Source organism: Acinetobacter sp. WCHAc060025 (assembly GCF_004209355.1).
GTDB lineage: Bacteria > Pseudomonadota > Gammaproteobacteria > Pseudomonadales > Moraxellaceae > Acinetobacter > Acinetobacter wuhouensis.
Map to the genome: position 1 here is coordinate 15,587 of NZ_SGSX01000009.1, position 14,007 is coordinate 29,593.

General features: G+C 37.7%; 15 protein-coding genes. 11 read left to right on the top strand and 4 right to left on the bottom strand.

Annotated features, from left to right (window positions below; genetic code table 11):
* The 3 genes from EXE09_RS08970 to EXE09_RS08980 are packed head-to-tail and all read left to right on the top strand — an operon-like array spanning position 1 to position 2,559.
* Positions 1–837 (top strand): MetQ/NlpA family ABC transporter substrate-binding protein, encoded by an 837-nt coding sequence (locus tag EXE09_RS08970; RefSeq protein ID WP_130117037.1) that lies wholly within the window; start codon positions 1–3, stop codon positions 835–837.
* 11 nt (positions 838–848) lie between these two features.
* On the top strand, positions 849–1,919 hold the full coding sequence (locus tag EXE09_RS08975) for a methionine ABC transporter ATP-binding protein (protein ID WP_130117038.1): 1,071 nt from the start codon (positions 849–851) through the stop codon (positions 1,917–1,919).
* Positions 1,900–2,559, top strand: a complete 660-nt coding sequence (locus EXE09_RS08980) for a methionine ABC transporter permease (protein WP_130117039.1) — start codon at positions 1,900–1,902, stop codon at positions 2,557–2,559. The genes EXE09_RS08975 and EXE09_RS08980 overlap by 20 nt, the downstream gene beginning before the upstream one ends.
* A 30-nt stretch (positions 2,560–2,589) precedes the next feature.
* Here the strand turns inward: EXE09_RS08980 and EXE09_RS08985 are convergent, their stop codons facing one another.
* Positions 2,590–2,976 (bottom strand): hypothetical protein, encoded by a 387-nt coding sequence (locus tag EXE09_RS08985; RefSeq protein ID WP_130117040.1) that lies wholly within the window; start codon positions 2,974–2,976, stop codon positions 2,590–2,592.
* A 106-nt stretch (positions 2,977–3,082) separates the two neighbouring features.
* Between EXE09_RS08985 and ychF the strand changes: the two genes are divergently transcribed.
* Both ychF and EXE09_RS08995 read left to right on the top strand, forming a co-directional pair.
* A complete protein-coding gene (ychF, locus tag EXE09_RS08990) occupies positions 3,083–4,174 on the top strand; it encodes a redox-regulated ATPase YchF (RefSeq protein WP_130117041.1) in 1,092 nt (363 codons plus the stop codon).
* Between the two features lie 214 nt (positions 4,175–4,388).
* The gene (locus tag EXE09_RS08995) at positions 4,389–5,000 is read left to right on the top strand and encodes a superoxide dismutase (RefSeq protein WP_130117042.1); all 612 of its coding nucleotides are present in this window, start codon (positions 4,389–4,391) and stop codon (positions 4,998–5,000) included.
* A gap of 199 nt (positions 5,001–5,199) precedes the next feature.
* Here EXE09_RS08995 and EXE09_RS09000 read toward each other — a convergent pair whose 3' ends face one another.
* A complete protein-coding gene (locus EXE09_RS09000) occupies positions 5,200–5,742 on the bottom strand; it encodes a DUF962 domain-containing protein (protein WP_130117043.1) in 543 nt (180 codons plus the stop codon).
* Positions 5,743–5,864: 122 nt separating this feature from the next.
* Between EXE09_RS09000 and EXE09_RS09005 the strand changes: the two genes are divergently transcribed.
* A complete protein-coding gene (locus tag EXE09_RS09005; RefSeq protein WP_130117044.1) occupies positions 5,865–6,560 on the top strand; it encodes a Crp/Fnr family transcriptional regulator in 696 nt (231 codons plus the stop codon).
* A gap of 313 nt (positions 6,561–6,873) precedes the next feature.
* Positions 6,874–7,311, top strand: coding sequence for a hypothetical protein (locus EXE09_RS09010; protein ID WP_130117045.1), 438 nt, complete (start codon positions 6,874–6,876; stop codon positions 7,309–7,311).
* 123 nt (positions 7,312–7,434) lie between these two features.
* Here EXE09_RS09010 and EXE09_RS09015 read toward each other — a convergent pair whose 3' ends face one another.
* Entirely contained in the window at positions 7,435–7,917 is a 483-nt protein-coding gene (locus EXE09_RS09015; protein WP_130117046.1) for a hypothetical protein, read from the bottom strand.
* A 103-nt stretch (positions 7,918–8,020) separates the two neighbouring features.
* Between EXE09_RS09015 and EXE09_RS09020 the strand changes: the two genes are divergently transcribed.
* A complete protein-coding gene (locus EXE09_RS09020) occupies positions 8,021–8,758 on the top strand; it encodes an AzlC family ABC transporter permease (RefSeq protein ID WP_130117047.1) in 738 nt (245 codons plus the stop codon).
* 1 nt (position 8,759) lies between these two features.
* The gene (ygaH, locus tag EXE09_RS09025) at positions 8,760–9,101 is read left to right on the top strand and encodes an L-valine transporter subunit YgaH (protein WP_130117048.1); all 342 of its coding nucleotides are present in this window, start codon (positions 8,760–8,762) and stop codon (positions 9,099–9,101) included.
* A gap of 7 nt (positions 9,102–9,108) precedes the next feature.
* Here the strand turns inward: ygaH and EXE09_RS09030 are convergent, their stop codons facing one another.
* A complete protein-coding gene (locus tag EXE09_RS09030) occupies positions 9,109–9,903 on the bottom strand; it encodes a PoNe immunity protein domain-containing protein (protein ID WP_130117049.1) in 795 nt (264 codons plus the stop codon).
* A 156-nt stretch (positions 9,904–10,059) separates the two neighbouring features.
* On the opposite strand from EXE09_RS09030, the gene purT reads away from it, so the two are divergent.
* On the top strand, positions 10,060–11,259 hold the full coding sequence (purT, locus tag EXE09_RS09035; protein WP_130117050.1) for a formate-dependent phosphoribosylglycinamide formyltransferase: 1,200 nt from the start codon (positions 10,060–10,062) through the stop codon (positions 11,257–11,259).
* A 49-nt stretch (positions 11,260–11,308) separates the two neighbouring features.
* The gene (gene glnD, locus EXE09_RS09040) at positions 11,309–13,975 is read left to right on the top strand and encodes a [protein-PII] uridylyltransferase (protein WP_130117051.1); all 2,667 of its coding nucleotides are present in this window, start codon (positions 11,309–11,311) and stop codon (positions 13,973–13,975) included.
* Positions 13,976–14,007: the final 32 nt, after the last annotated feature.

The following is a 14,007-nucleotide window of genomic DNA, read 5'->3' on the forward strand; positions in this document are numbered from 1 at the left end:
ATGTCGCAAGTTTCCAAACTCAAAAGCAAAAACCTGATCATTGGGCTTATCGTTATTCTTGTCGTAGTCGGACTATTCAGTTATCGCTATGTCAAAAACCAACAGCAAGATAATGTCTTGACCATAGGCATCAGTCCACCTTATGCAGAACTCTTGCAAGCGGTTGCCAAAGAAGTTGAAAAAGATGGTATTCATGTCAAATTGGTAGAATTTTCGGATTGGCAAGCACCGAATGTTGCAGTACAGAACCGTGACATTGATGCGAATTTTTTCCAACAAAGTGTATTTCTTAAAAATGCCATTAAACAGACCAATTACGATTTGCATGCTTTTGGTACAGGCAGTGGTAGTCATGTTGGTTTATATTCAAAACAATATAAGTCCTTAGATGCATTGCCACAAAATGCGCGTGTGGTCATTCCAAGTGATCCTGTAAATTCAGCACGTGCATTGATCTTATTGCACCGTGCTAGATTAATTCAGATCAAAGATGTCAATAATGAATTGTCTACTCTTCAAGATATTGTCTCCAATCCTAAGCAATTGAAATTTTTAGAAGTTGAAGGTCCGCAAACAGCTTTGGCTTATGATGATGCTGATCTCATTTTTGGTTTCCCTCATTATCTAAATATGGCGAGAAAAGCAGATCCGCACAGCGCATTGTTCTTAGATCCGATTGATAAAAAGTACGCGATTCTTTTTGTTACACGCAGTGATTATCAAGACCAAAATCAAAAATTAGCAAAATTTATCCATGCTTTCCAAAACTCACAACAAGTCCGTGAAATTTTAGACAAAGACTTCGGTAAAGACATGTGGTTTGCAGGTTGGAAATAAGGAGAATAAATATGGTTAGCTTCGGTTCACAAGTCGATTTTTCAGTCCCTCATATTAAAATTCGTGATCTCAATAAATATTATGATGGGCAAAATCAACAAACTCATGCATTGAAAAATATCAACCTCGATATTCCACAAGGCAAAATTTTCGGCATCATCGGTAAAAGTGGTGCAGGAAAATCATCACTGATTCGTACCTTAAATGGTTTGGAAAGTATTTCCGAGGGCAGTATTCATATTCATCAACAGAATTTAGCGGAGTTGAGTCATGCAGAATTGATTCAAACCCGTCAAAAAATTGGCATGATTTTTCAGCACTTCAATCTCATGTCAGCCAAAACTGTTTGGGAAAATGTTGCACTGCCTTTAAAAATAGCGCATGTGAATAAAGCTGAAATCGAAACTCGTGTGAATGAAGCGCTCACATTGGTCGGTTTGGACAGTAAAGCCAATAACTACCCTGCTCAATTGTCTGGCGGACAAAAACAGCGTGTTGGGATTGCACGTGCTTTGGTACATCATCCTGAAATTTTACTTTGTGATGAAGCCACTTCAGCACTTGACCCTGAAAGCACCTCAGTGGTGCTGTCTTTATTGAAAAAAATCAATCGTGAATTAGGGATTACCATTGTTTTAATTACCCATGAAATGCAAGTCATTCGTGAAATTTGCGATCAAGTGGTGGTGATTGAACATGGTGAAATTGTTGAATCGGGGCAAGTATGGTCGGTATTTTCACAGCCACAACAAAAAATCACGCAGGAATTATTGAACTTAGAACAATTGGATTTACCGTTTCAAGTGAATCGTGAACTGCACAATGATTCAACACATAGCATTGTCAAACTTCGTTATGAAACTGACCCGAAACATTCACCTGATTTAACTCAAGTCTTCCAAGCATTTGATCATTCAGTACATTTATATCAAAGCCATATTGACAGCATTCAAGGGCATTTGATTGGAACACTCATCGTTGGGACTGCTCAAACAGATCTCGACATTCAACATCTACAAGAAAAACTAAAACATCACATTGCGCAAATTGAGGTACTCGGCTATGCAAGACCAACTCATTGATTTATTACTGACAGGTACGATTGATACTTTAATCATGGTTGGCGTGTCTGCCGTAGTTGCCTTTTTAATTGGTTTACCTTTGGCTGTTATTTTGGTCAATACCTCTGAGCAAGGCATTTATCCCTCCAAAAAAATTAATCATGCGCTCGGTACTATAATTAACATCACGCGTTCTGTCCCTTTTTTGATTTTAATGGTTGCGCTGATTCCGCTTACACGTTGGATCGTCGGCACAAGTTATGGGGTTTGGGCAGCCGTCGTTCCATTGACTTTAGCAGCAACGCCTTTCTTTGCACGTATCGCAGAAGTCAGTCTACGGGAAGTTGATCAAGGTTTAATTGAAGCAGCTCAAGCGATGGGTTGTAATCGCAAACAAATCATTTGGCATGTCCTTTTGCCTGAAGCTTTACCTGGAATTGTTGCAGGTTTTACTGTCACCATCGTGACCATGATTAACTCTTCTGCGATTGCCGGTGCTATTGGTGCAGGTGGCTTGGGTGATATTGCCTATCGCTATGGTTATCAGCGTTTTGATATGCAAATCATGTTTGCTGTGATTGTGGTTCTAGTGGCTTTGGTCATGCTCGTTCAAGCATTTGGGGATAGTCTGGCGAGTCAGTTGGATAAACGGAAAATATAATATCCTCAGAACTATGTGAAGCTAAAGGGGTTAAATTATATAGCCCCTTTCTCGTAGAATAGGATTTAAATAATAGTTCAGTAAATCCAAGTCTGCATCATTTAATTTCATTTTGATCCTATCAATAACTTCAATGAATTCAGCTAATGGAATAACTTTTAGTAGCTTTAAATAATATTGTTCAGATGCGTGAGGTATGGTTTGTAAATAATATTCAAGAATCGCCCTACGTTGTGATTTATTCCATGTATCACTAGCTATCAAAAAATAAGCAATATAATAATCTTTAGCTGTGATTGGATAATGTTCAAAAAGCCACTGCAAACGTGAAGAACGCTCTACTTTCCGAAATGCCAATTTTATTTGCTTGATTTGTTCCTGCAAACTTAAAGTCTCCATTTTTAGATACGCAACCATTTATGATTCTTTGAATTATATAAATCCTATATCTTAGACCTGACTTTATCAGCGCTTTCATGTAAAATCATCGGCAATTTTTATATAACACTTTGTGAGTTATTTCATGGGTTTTAATTGCGGTATTGTCGGCTTGCCGAACGTGGGTAAATCTACACTTTTCAATGCATTGACTAAAGCTGCTATTGCTGCGGAAAACTTCCCATTTTGTACGATTGAACCAAACACAGGTATCGTTCCTGTACCTGATCCACGTTTAGACAAATTGACTGAGATCGTTAAACCACAACGTGTGATTCCAACAACGATGGAATTCGTTGATATTGCAGGTTTAGTCGCTGGTGCATCTAAAGGTGAAGGTTTGGGTAACCAATTCCTTGCAAACATCCGTGAAACAGATGCGATTGCACATGTCGTTCGTTGTTTTGAAGATGAAAACGTGATTCATGTTAATGGTAAAATTGACCCATTAGATGACATCGCAACCATCAATACTGAACTTGCACTTGCAGATTTAGATGCTGTTGCTAAAGCTTTATTACGTTTAACAAAATCTGCAAAAGGTGGCGACAAAGAAGCGATTGCTGTTAAAGCAGTTTTAGAAAAAATTCAGCCTTTACTGGATGAAGGTAAACCTGCACGTGCCGCAGACCTTGATGATGATGAGCGTAAATTGGTTCGTGGTTTTGGTTTAATGACTTTAAAACCAACGATGTACATCGCGAACGTTGCTGAAGATGGTTTTGATAATAACCCACATTTAGAAGCTGTGAAAAAGTTAGCTGCTGAAGAAAATGCAATTGTAGTGCCACTTTGCAACCAAATCGAAGCTGAAATTTCATTACTTGAAGATGAAGATCGTGCTGAATTCCTGGAAGCTTTGGGCATGGAAGAACCTGGTCTAAACGTGGTGATTCGTGCAGGTTATGGTCTTTTGGGTCTGCAAACTTACTTTACAGCGGGTGTACAGGAAGTACGTGCCTGGACTGTGAAAATTGGTGCGACTGCTCCTCAAGCGGCTGGCGTAATTCACACTGATTTTGAAAAAGGCTTTATCCGTGCTGAATGTGTAGCCTATGATGACTTTGTTCAATACAACGGTGAAAACGGCGCAAAAGAAGCGGGTAAATGGCGTTTAGAAGGTAAAACTTACGTTGTTCAAGATGGCGACGTATTACACTTCCGTTTTAACGTGTAATTTTCCGAACATTTAAGTTCAACAAAACCATCCTTGATCAGGGTGGTTTTTTTATTTTAAAGTCATTAAAAATCAAAATACTGTATACGCTCACTTAAAATATTCAACGCCCTCTCAAACTAAACAGTATCGAACTAAAGGATAAAGATTTGCATAATCATAATTTTTATTTAATAATAATTCTCATTATCAAATAAACACAAGGTTCAATTTAATGGCTTATACTCTTCCTCAACTCCCTTATGCATACGATGCGCTTGAACCTAACATTGATACAAAAACAATGGAAATCCATCATACCAAGCATCACCAAACCTATATCAATAATATCAATGCTGCGATCGAAGGAACTGAATGGGAAAAATTTTCAGTAGAAGAACTGGTAAAAAAAGTCAATGAAGTCCCTACTGAACTTAAAAATAATGTAATCAACAATGCAGGCGGACATGCCAATCACAGTTTATTTTGGACAATCATGAGTCCTCAAGGTGGTGGACAACCTGTTGGTCAAATTTCACTGGCAATTGAACAAGAATTAGGTGGTTTTGATACATTTAAAGATGCTTTCACCAAAGCTGCTTTAACCCGTTTTGGCAGTGGTTGGGCATGGTTGAGTGTTACACCTGAAAAGAAAATCATCGTTGAAAGTAGTGCCAACCAAGATTCACCTTTAATGCATGGCAATACACCAATTCTAGCTTTGGATGTCTGGGAACATGCTTATTATTTAAAATATCAAAACCGTCGTCCTGAATATATTGGTGCATTTTTTAATGTGGTGAATTGGCAAGAAGTCAATCGTCGTTATTTAGAAGCTATACAATGAAATAGCAACCTCTAGCATGCCAAACTTTAATCATCCACTCATGAAAAGATTAAAATTCTGCATCGGAATTGCAATCCTCTTCTTTGGACTGATTTTATTCATCAAAGAATTTGTATTCTGAATAAAGCGATCTATAAGTAAATATGCACCAATAAGCCCCTGTAAATCAATTTAAAGAGGCTTATTCAATTCAAATTCTCTATTTAGCATGCACTGTTTGTAAAGATTTTTCATCCATCGCATGACGTTGCTGTCTTGCCTCTTCTAACATTTTTGCTTGTAGATCTTTACGGAAACCCAATAAAAAAACAGCTTCAGCCAAAACAAATAATGGACCAATTGCTAGACCGACAAGATCATCGACAAATGCAGGCTTTTTCTTTTCATAGAAATGTCCAACGAATTGAAAAACCCAACCCACCACAAAAGTTCCTATGCTGATTGTTAACCAAGCGCCCATGCCCAATTGTGCAATTTTATAAGCAAATGGATAGGCAATCGCATAAATTACCAGCATGAGTAAACCAAAGGCTTTATCTAAGCTAAAATAGTAAATCACATTTAAAACCAATAAAATTAAGGCGAGTGTTATTTCAAAGCCTGACACCACAAAGCCAGCTCTTGCTGTTAAGCACATGATTGAAAAAACAATCATCGGAATACCAATAAAATGCGTCAATACATTTTTATGATCTAAATGATATGCTGCATATTGGCTTAAAAGTTGTTCTAACTTGGTCATTTGCTACATCCTTGTTCTGTTAATGTTTTCACTATATAAAAATTTCAAGTTATGAGTTGTCGGCTAGCTGACAAATACGATATTTTAGGCCCCCAAATTAATCAAAATTAAAAGGATGACTAGTGCTGAATTCAAAGGATATTGAATTACTCAATAATAATTTATGGTATTCGCAACTACCTGAATTATTTCAACAGTTTATTCAGCAACATTCTGCATATCAAAGTTATGAACGTAACCAAGCGATTTTTAGATCTGGTGATACTTTCAATGGAATTTATGCAGTTTTAGAAGGTCGTGTTCGCTTAGGCTATATCGATATTGAAGGCAATGAATCTGTCGCTGCTATTGTTGAACCGATTATGTGGTTTGGGGAAATTTCTCTCGTCGATCAACAGCCGAGATCGCATGATGCCATTGCCGTGACAACTTGTAGAATTTTGCAAATTCCTGATCATGCCATTCAAAACATGCTCAACGACAATCCACAATTTTGGTTTCATATCGCTCAGCTCACCAGTCAAAAGCTACGCTTAGCATTTTTAGAATTAATTTCAATTCAGACTCAACACATTCAACAGCGCTTAGCACAACGCCTTGTCTTTATTTTAAATGGCTATGGTAATCACGTGCAGATCGAAAATAACACCATTCACCTATCCCAAGAGCAATTGGCACTGATGCTGAAATGTTCCAGACAAACCATTAACCAAGAGTTACATGCCCTTGAACAACAAGGCATTTTAAAAATTGCATTTAAAAAAATTGAAATTTTGAATATTGAACAGCTTTATCAGATTGCGCAACATCATGATTAAGCATCTTTGAGTACAATATTTCTGTTTTATTGTAAGTGCTTATCTATCCACTCCATCTAAGCTAAACCATTATTTTAAATATAAAAATAATTTTATATCACAGCATAAATATCTTGGTATAAGTCCACGTAAAATATAAAACAATAAATTGATGACTTCAAAATAGTTACTTAATTCAACATTAAAAGATAAAAAAAGATGCATTAATCCTATAAATTACTGCTTTAATTCACGATTACCCTCTTTTCAAATATTCTTCAAAATATTACATTCTCATTAGGCGCTAATGCCATCAAAAAACAAGTTGAAACGAATGAAAAAAATCACAACATACATCACAGCTGGATTATTTACTGTACTTAGCGCTTCTGCTTTTGCATGTCCTAAAGGTACGACATTGGTTGGCGGTACAGGTCCGAATCATAAAGGTGGAAAATGTGTTCCTGCATCTGGTGCTCCAGCTGCGACTAAAGCAACAACTACGGCAACTAAAGCAAAAGCAGATACAACGAAATCAAAAGAAAAAGCGACTACCGCAACGAAAGCAGTTGCTGAAAAACCAAATCAAGTTGCAAACAAAGCAAAAACTGATGTGACAGCTGCTAAAGTAAAAACTGAAACAGCAACCAAAACCAAAGTAGATAATACGAATGCAAAAGCTGATGTAACAAAGGCAAAAGCTGATGTAAAAGTAACTGCTACAAAGGATAAAGCGGTTAAAACAGCAACGACTAATCCTTTGAAACCATAAGGCGATAGACTAGCAGATTTTTATTTAAAATCATGCTCATACAAAAATGGCGAGTGAAATGACTCGCCATTTTTCTATTTTTAATCTTAGAGGCTATAGTCTTAAAAGCTCAGAATAGAGCTATTAGAAAATATTATTATTCGCCTTTGTATTGCCAAGACTTGGATTATCAATCGCCTCTTTACACTGTGCTTTATCACGCTCGTAATTAAGTTGATTTTTTTGCATTTGTTTATCTTTTTCAAGTGTTGAGCGCGCCCATGTGTCTAAGCTGGTTAGTGCTTTTCGACATAAAGCATATTTACCTTCAGTCACTGAATCAGTCATTTTTACATTGATACGCCAATCTGTACTTAACTTACGCACTGGTTTTCTGACATTATTTTCAATAAGATTCAATTGTTTACGATAAACAAAAGGATCAACTTCGTTAATGAGTTTCCACGCTGCATTGGCGTAGGCGGTCGCGTCATTGGTCAGTTTAGGTGCAGGTTTTACTTCATATTTAGGTTTTGCTTCGTCAGATGAATTACCACATGCTTGTAAACTCAATCCAGCGAGAATCAAAGCGATACTCAATAATAATTTCGACTGATTTGCGAACATAAAGTTACGCCTACTTAAACAATTCGGTACTATGCTAGTAAATTCAGGTAGAATACTCAATCTTGAATTTACCTTTTGTTTTATTCTGCGTTTTAGGTGTCCTGTGTCCGAGCACAATCCTCCAGTTCAAACTGCTGGCTTTTGGCAAGGTGCTAAAGATAGTCAAGCTATTATTTTTACTTACCTCCCCGTTTCTTTTGCCTTCGGCGTTTCTGCAACTCAATTTGGTTTTAGTGCTTGGGAAGCTTTATTCCTCTCTTGTTCTATGTATGCGGGTGCGAGTCAATTCCTTGTTGTTGCTTTACTCGGTAGTGGGACTTCGATCTGGATGACAGCTTTGACTGTCATCGCTTTAGATATTCGGCATGTACTCTATGGTCCAGCCTTGCAAAACCTGATTCAAGATCGTTTAAACTTAAAGAAAACTGCAATCTGGTCTTGGGGTTTGACCGATGAGGTTTTTGCCGCAGGAATGATCAAACTTTCGCAAAGACGTCAGGAATGGTCAGAATCTTGGATGCTCGGCTTAAGTCTTTTTAGTTGGTTATCTTGGGCATTGGGATCTTTTTTAGGTGGTTTATTTGCCGACCAAGTCAGTGATTTACCTCAATTCCTACAAGCTGCTTTAGATTTCCTACTCCCTGCACTATTCTTAAGTTTCTTACTTGCTGCCTTTGAGAAAAAGCATACTTTTGTCGTTGCTGTATCTTTGATTGTTTCTGCTTTGGCGTGCTATTTCATCAATATGTCTGCTGCGATTTTTATTGGTATTACATCAGGTATTTTAGCAGGGTTATTTAAGCATTATGTTTTAAAACAACAAGATGAAGTGAGTGTTTAACATGGATCTACAGATTATTTTAGTGGGCATCTTGGTCGGTATTGCAAATTTTGCATCGCGCTTTGGTCCATTTTATGTGATTCAAAAGAGTCAGAAAAACACTCAGAATCGTGGTGCGACATGGCTAAAAATCGCTTTAGGTAGTATCGGAATTGCTGCAATCAGTTCGATGCTTGTTGTTGCAACACTTCCACCATTAATAGAAACACCGAATAAAAGCTTTGCCATGTTAGTTGGTTTTATCGTACTGACTGGATTGTATTTTAAATTTAAACGTATTGTTTTAGCGACGTTGACTGCTGCTTTGGCGTATGGTGTGGTTTATACGTATATATCTTTATAAACAAATTTCATTGGTAATTTTTATAAAAATTTACTAAATCTTTAGGATAATATACTGATTGTTGAAACTCTTCATCAGAGTCTAATTCTAACAGTATAACAGAACATGCCGTTTCAAAACTCCAATAACCGTAATATCCCTGACTACTTTTATGTGTATCATGCCATGATGTTGCCTTAAGTTCACTGTACCAATTTTTTAAAAATTTTCTTAAAAATAAATATGAAACATCATTATCTTGTGCTGAAAATGCTTCGCACAAATTTAAATAGGGTTGAGGAACTAACGCAGATTCACAATCATATCTTTCTAAATCTCCAAACGATAGAAATTCTTCGATTAACCAATCCTGTCCAGCATTCATCCGCTCTACACCATCAACTAGTGTTGCTACACGTCTAATGAGACTTTTTAAATGCAAAAGATAACATATACTAATTAACCCAATATATTCACAATATTCATTTACATTTTCTAGATCAAATACACTTCTATTATTATCTTTATGATATGTTCTTAACGCACTAGCATACTGCTCATAAAAAGAAATGACATGTTCAAAATCTTTTCTTAAATCATCAATATTCTTACCCGCCGTATATTCTAAACGCCACAATAAAAAGCTATTTTCAGCCACAATCGCTTTCGAATACAACCATCTCTCATGTAATGACTTTCCAACTCCTGTTGGCTGTATTTTAAAAAGTTCAATTGTCCCTAAAGTTTCATTTTTTAACTTGATATATTGGTTAAAGCTTAAATACCTCTGCCTACATTTTGAATTGTAAATTTCTTCATCCATTTCAATATCATTTTTTTCGAAATTATTACTTTTATTCTATCCGAGTTTCTTAGGTTTTTATCCAACAAAAAATACGATTTTATGTCAATCAAAGCGCTACACAGTCCATAGTTCTGCTATGCTTAAAACCACTAACCCAAAGCATGGAAGAAAAGCATGAGCGTTACCCTTGGCACTCCACTTCAATCATCTGCGTTTAAAGTTTTACTGTTAGGTTCAGGAGAACTCGGTAAAGAAGTGGTGATTTCACTACAAAGACTTGGTGTAGAAGTTCACGCGGCAGACCGCTATGAAGATGCACCCGCCATGCAAGTTGCTCATTTCTCTTATGCCTTAAATATGGCAGATCCTACAGAATTAAAAGCACTGATTCAAAAAGTAAAACCGAATCTTATTGTTCCTGAAATTGAAGCCATTGCAACACAAGTCTTAGTCGAAATAGAACAAGAAAATATTGCGACCGTGATTCCATCTGCAAAAGCAGTAAATCTCACCATGAACCGTGAAGGTATCCGTCGTTTAGCTGCTGAAGAACTTGGATTACCAACCTCTGCTTATCGTTTTGCCAGCACTTTAGAAAGCTTCCGTGCAGCTTGTGATGACATCGGTTATCCAAACTTTGTTAAACCTGTGATGTCTTCTTCAGGTAAAGGACAATCACGTGTCAAAGAATATGCTGAAGTCGATGCAGCTTGGGAATATGCGCAAACGGGCGGTCGTGTAAATCAAGGCACTGTAATTGTTGAATCACAAATTGATTTTGACTTTGAAATTACTTTACTTACAGTCCGTTCAAAAAATCCGGAAACAGGTGTAATTGAAACTTCATACTGTGACCCAATTGGACACCGTCAAGATTCAGGTGACTATGTAGAAAGCTGGCAACCTCAAGCCATGACCGAGGCTGCTTTAGAAGAAGCAAAACGTATTGCCAATAAAGTCACTGTAGCCCTTGGTGGATGTGGGATTTTTGGCGTTGAACTGTTTGTAAAAGGCGATAAAGTATGGTTTAGTGAGGTATCACCTCGCCCACACGATACAGGCTTAGTCACACTTGCATCACAATTCCAAAGCGAATTTGAACTTCATGCACGTGCGATTTTAGGTTTACCAGTGAATACTGAACGTCATAGTGTTGCAGCCAGTGCGGTAATTTATGCTGGAAAGGATGCGAGCAACCTTTCCTATTCTGGCTTAAATCTTGCATTACAAAATCCTGCGACAGATTTACGTCTATTCGGAAAGCCTGAAGGATTTAAACGTCGTCGTATGGGCGTAGCAACAGCGCGTGCTGAAACAACAGATCAAGCGCGTGAACTTGCACAAGAAGCTACTTCAAAAGTCATTGTTAATTAGTCTTTTAAGACTTTCATAATTAACCTATAAATTTGCGGACAAAAGATTCATGATCAACACCTCTCCACTGTTGGAATATGTAAACGACACTCACGACATTAAGATACTCAATCAATGGCGTACCGATGTCGAGCAACAGTTAACAGAGGCGTATGATCATGGCACGTCGATACGTGAAATTGTTCGCACACGTTCAAACCTTGTCGATGAAGCTTTAACATATTTGTGGAAGCGTTCAGGGCTTGGTCAAACTGATTTGGGTTTATTTGCAGTCGGTGGTTATGGGCGACGTGAAATGTTGCCCTATTCTGATGTCGACATCATGATTTTGTCAGAAGAGGATCTCTCTGCTGAACAAGAAAAAGTTGTGACGGATTTTATCTCAACACTTTGGGATGTCGGTAATTTTAAACCTGGCATTAGTGTACGTACTATTCGTTGTTGCTTTGAACAAGCAACCAGTGATTTAACGGTTGCCACTTCGTTGATCGAAGCTCGTTTAATCACAGGTAACTCTCATCTTTCCAAATGGCCACGTCGAGTCGTATCACAAACGTGGACAGATAAAACCTTTTTCGATGCGAAAATGGCTGAGCAAGCGCATCGTTATGCGCAACACAATAATACTGAAAGCAACTTAGAACCTGATATTAAAAATGCGCCAGGCGGAATCCGTGACATTAACCAAATTGGCTGGATTGCCAAACGTCATTTCCGTGTCAATCGTATTTATGACCTTGTCCATTTAGGTTTTATTTCTGAGTTTGAATTGGGCGTACTCGAAGAAGCAGAAAACTTCCTTTGGGAAATTCGTCATCATTTACATCGTTTAACGAAACGTGATGAAAATCGCTTATTATTTGATTATCAACGCGATATAGCTGCAAAATTCGGTTATACACGTACCGAAGAACAACACCATAATTATCCAATTGAACAATTCATGAAGCGCTATTATCGCACAGCGCAACAGGTTTCAACCTTAAATGAAATGTTATTGGCTTATTTCAATGAATCAGTCATTACGCCACGTTTGCCTGATTATGAACGACAAATTGAAAATATTAACGAACATTTCAAACTAGTTGATGGCAAGCTTGCAGTTCAACATCATAAGATTTTTTCTGAAAATCCAAGTGCAATTTTAGAAATTTTTTACATCATGGCGAATCGTCCCGAAATTGAAGGGATTCGTGCGCGCACTCTACGTTTGCTCACTTTAGCTGCCAAACGTATTGACCAAAATTATAGAAACAACCCTGCGCATCAAGCTTTATTTATGGCGATTATTCGTTCTCCATACCGTTTGTATGAAACGATGGTTGCAATGAAGCGCTATGGTGTTTTAGGCAATTATATTCCTGCTTTTGGGCAAATCATGGGGCTGATGCAATATGACTTGTTCCATATCTATACCGTTGATGCACATACTTTATTGTTGATTCGTAATTTAAATCGCTTTAAAGAACCTGAATTTGCCAAAGACTACCCTGTTGTCAGTTCTGTATTCCAACGTCTTGTTCGTCGTGACATTGTATTTTTAGCTGCGATATTCCATGACATTGCCAAAGGTCGTGGGGGTGACCACAGTGAGCTTGGTGCTGTAGATGCAATCGAGTTCTGTGCCGCACATGGTTTTACTGAACGTGAATGCAATCTGGTTGCCTACCTGATTCATAACCATTTACTGATGTCGATGACGGCACAGAAAAAAGATATTTCTGACCCAGATGTGGTCAAAGAGTTTGCTGAAAAAATTGGAGATATGGAGCATTTGGATTATCTCTACACATTAACTGTAGCAGATATTAATGCGACCAACCCTAAGCTGTGGAATACGTGGCGCTCTTCACTGATGCGCCAACTTTATACACATGCACGTGATGTAATTCGTTCTGGATTGGGTCGCCCTGTCGATTATCAAATGTTAATCGAAGACACTAAATTTGCAGCCAGTGAAAAATTAGTCGATGAATTTCCACTGGATCAAGTCGAAAAAGTTTGGCAAGAACTGGGTGATGAATATTTCTTAAAAGAATCTGCCGATGAAATTGCATGGCATACCCGCGCCATTTTACAGCATGGTGACAACCCTGCACCATTAGTGCTCATGCGACCGCACCGAAAAGCAGCACAAGATGCTGTGCAGATCTTTATTTATACTCAAGATCAGCCAAATTTATTTGCAACAACCGTGGCGATTTTAGACCGTATGAACCTCGATGTTCAGGATGCACGAATCATCACTGCGACCAAAGCTTTTAGTTTGGACACTTATGTGGTCTTGGATCGTTTCGGCACTTTGGTGACTGATCGTGAACGTGAAGAAACCGTGAAAGATGCACTTATAAAAGCCTTAAGTGAGTCTGATAAATATCCAGGTTTAATGCAACGTCGTATTCCACGTCAACTGCGTCATTTTGATATTGAAAATACTGTCGATGTAACACTAAATGATGTCTTGCAACAAAATATGGTGGAAATTTCCACCCTTGACCAACCAGGCTTATTGGCTCGCATTGGTGGTCTATTTATGATGCAAGGTTTAGATATACATTCTGCTAGAATTGCGACACTCGGTGAGAAAGTAGAAGATATTTTCTTTGTCACCAAAAAAGATGGTAAACCTTTAAATGATGAAGAAGTTGAAGCCTTTAGCGCAAAATTAAAAGCCGCTTTAGATGAAGCCTCAAGTCAAATTTTTGAGCAACATTAATTTTCACCTATTTTTAATCATTCAATTTATTG

Bases quoted from the DNA above. Each gene is read 5' to 3' on its own strand.
- EXE09_RS09000 (WP_130117043.1), bottom strand. From the start codon at position 5,742: ATGACCAAGTTAGAACAACTTTTAAGCCAATATGCAGCATATCATTTA.
- EXE09_RS08985 (WP_130117040.1), bottom strand. From the start codon at position 2,976: ATGGTTGCGTATCTAAAAATGGAGACTTTAAGTTTGCAGGAACAAATC.
- EXE09_RS09015 (WP_130117046.1), bottom strand. From the start codon at position 7,917: ATGTTCGCAAATCAGTCGAAATTATTATTGAGTATCGCTTTGATTCTC.
- ygaH (WP_130117048.1), top strand. From the start codon at position 8,760: ATGGATCTACAGATTATTTTAGTGGGCATCTTGGTCGGTATTGCAAAT.
- EXE09_RS08975 (WP_130117038.1), top strand. From the start codon at position 849: ATGGTTAGCTTCGGTTCACAAGTCGATTTTTCAGTCCCTCATATTAAA.
- ychF (WP_130117041.1), top strand. From the start codon at position 3,083: ATGGGTTTTAATTGCGGTATTGTCGGCTTGCCGAACGTGGGTAAATCT.
- EXE09_RS08970 (WP_130117037.1), top strand. From the start codon at position 1: ATGTCGCAAGTTTCCAAACTCAAAAGCAAAAACCTGATCATTGGGCTT.
- EXE09_RS08980 (WP_130117039.1), top strand. From the start codon at position 1,900: ATGCAAGACCAACTCATTGATTTATTACTGACAGGTACGATTGATACT.
- EXE09_RS09030 (WP_130117049.1), bottom strand. From the start codon at position 9,903: ATGGATGAAGAAATTTACAATTCAAAATGTAGGCAGAGGTATTTAAGC.
- purT (WP_130117050.1), top strand. From the start codon at position 10,060: ATGAGCGTTACCCTTGGCACTCCACTTCAATCATCTGCGTTTAAAGTT.
- glnD (WP_130117051.1), top strand. From the start codon at position 11,309: ATGATCAACACCTCTCCACTGTTGGAATATGTAAACGACACTCACGAC.
- EXE09_RS08995 (WP_130117042.1), top strand. From the start codon at position 4,389: ATGGCTTATACTCTTCCTCAACTCCCTTATGCATACGATGCGCTTGAA.
- EXE09_RS09010 (WP_130117045.1), top strand. From the start codon at position 6,874: ATGAAAAAAATCACAACATACATCACAGCTGGATTATTTACTGTACTT.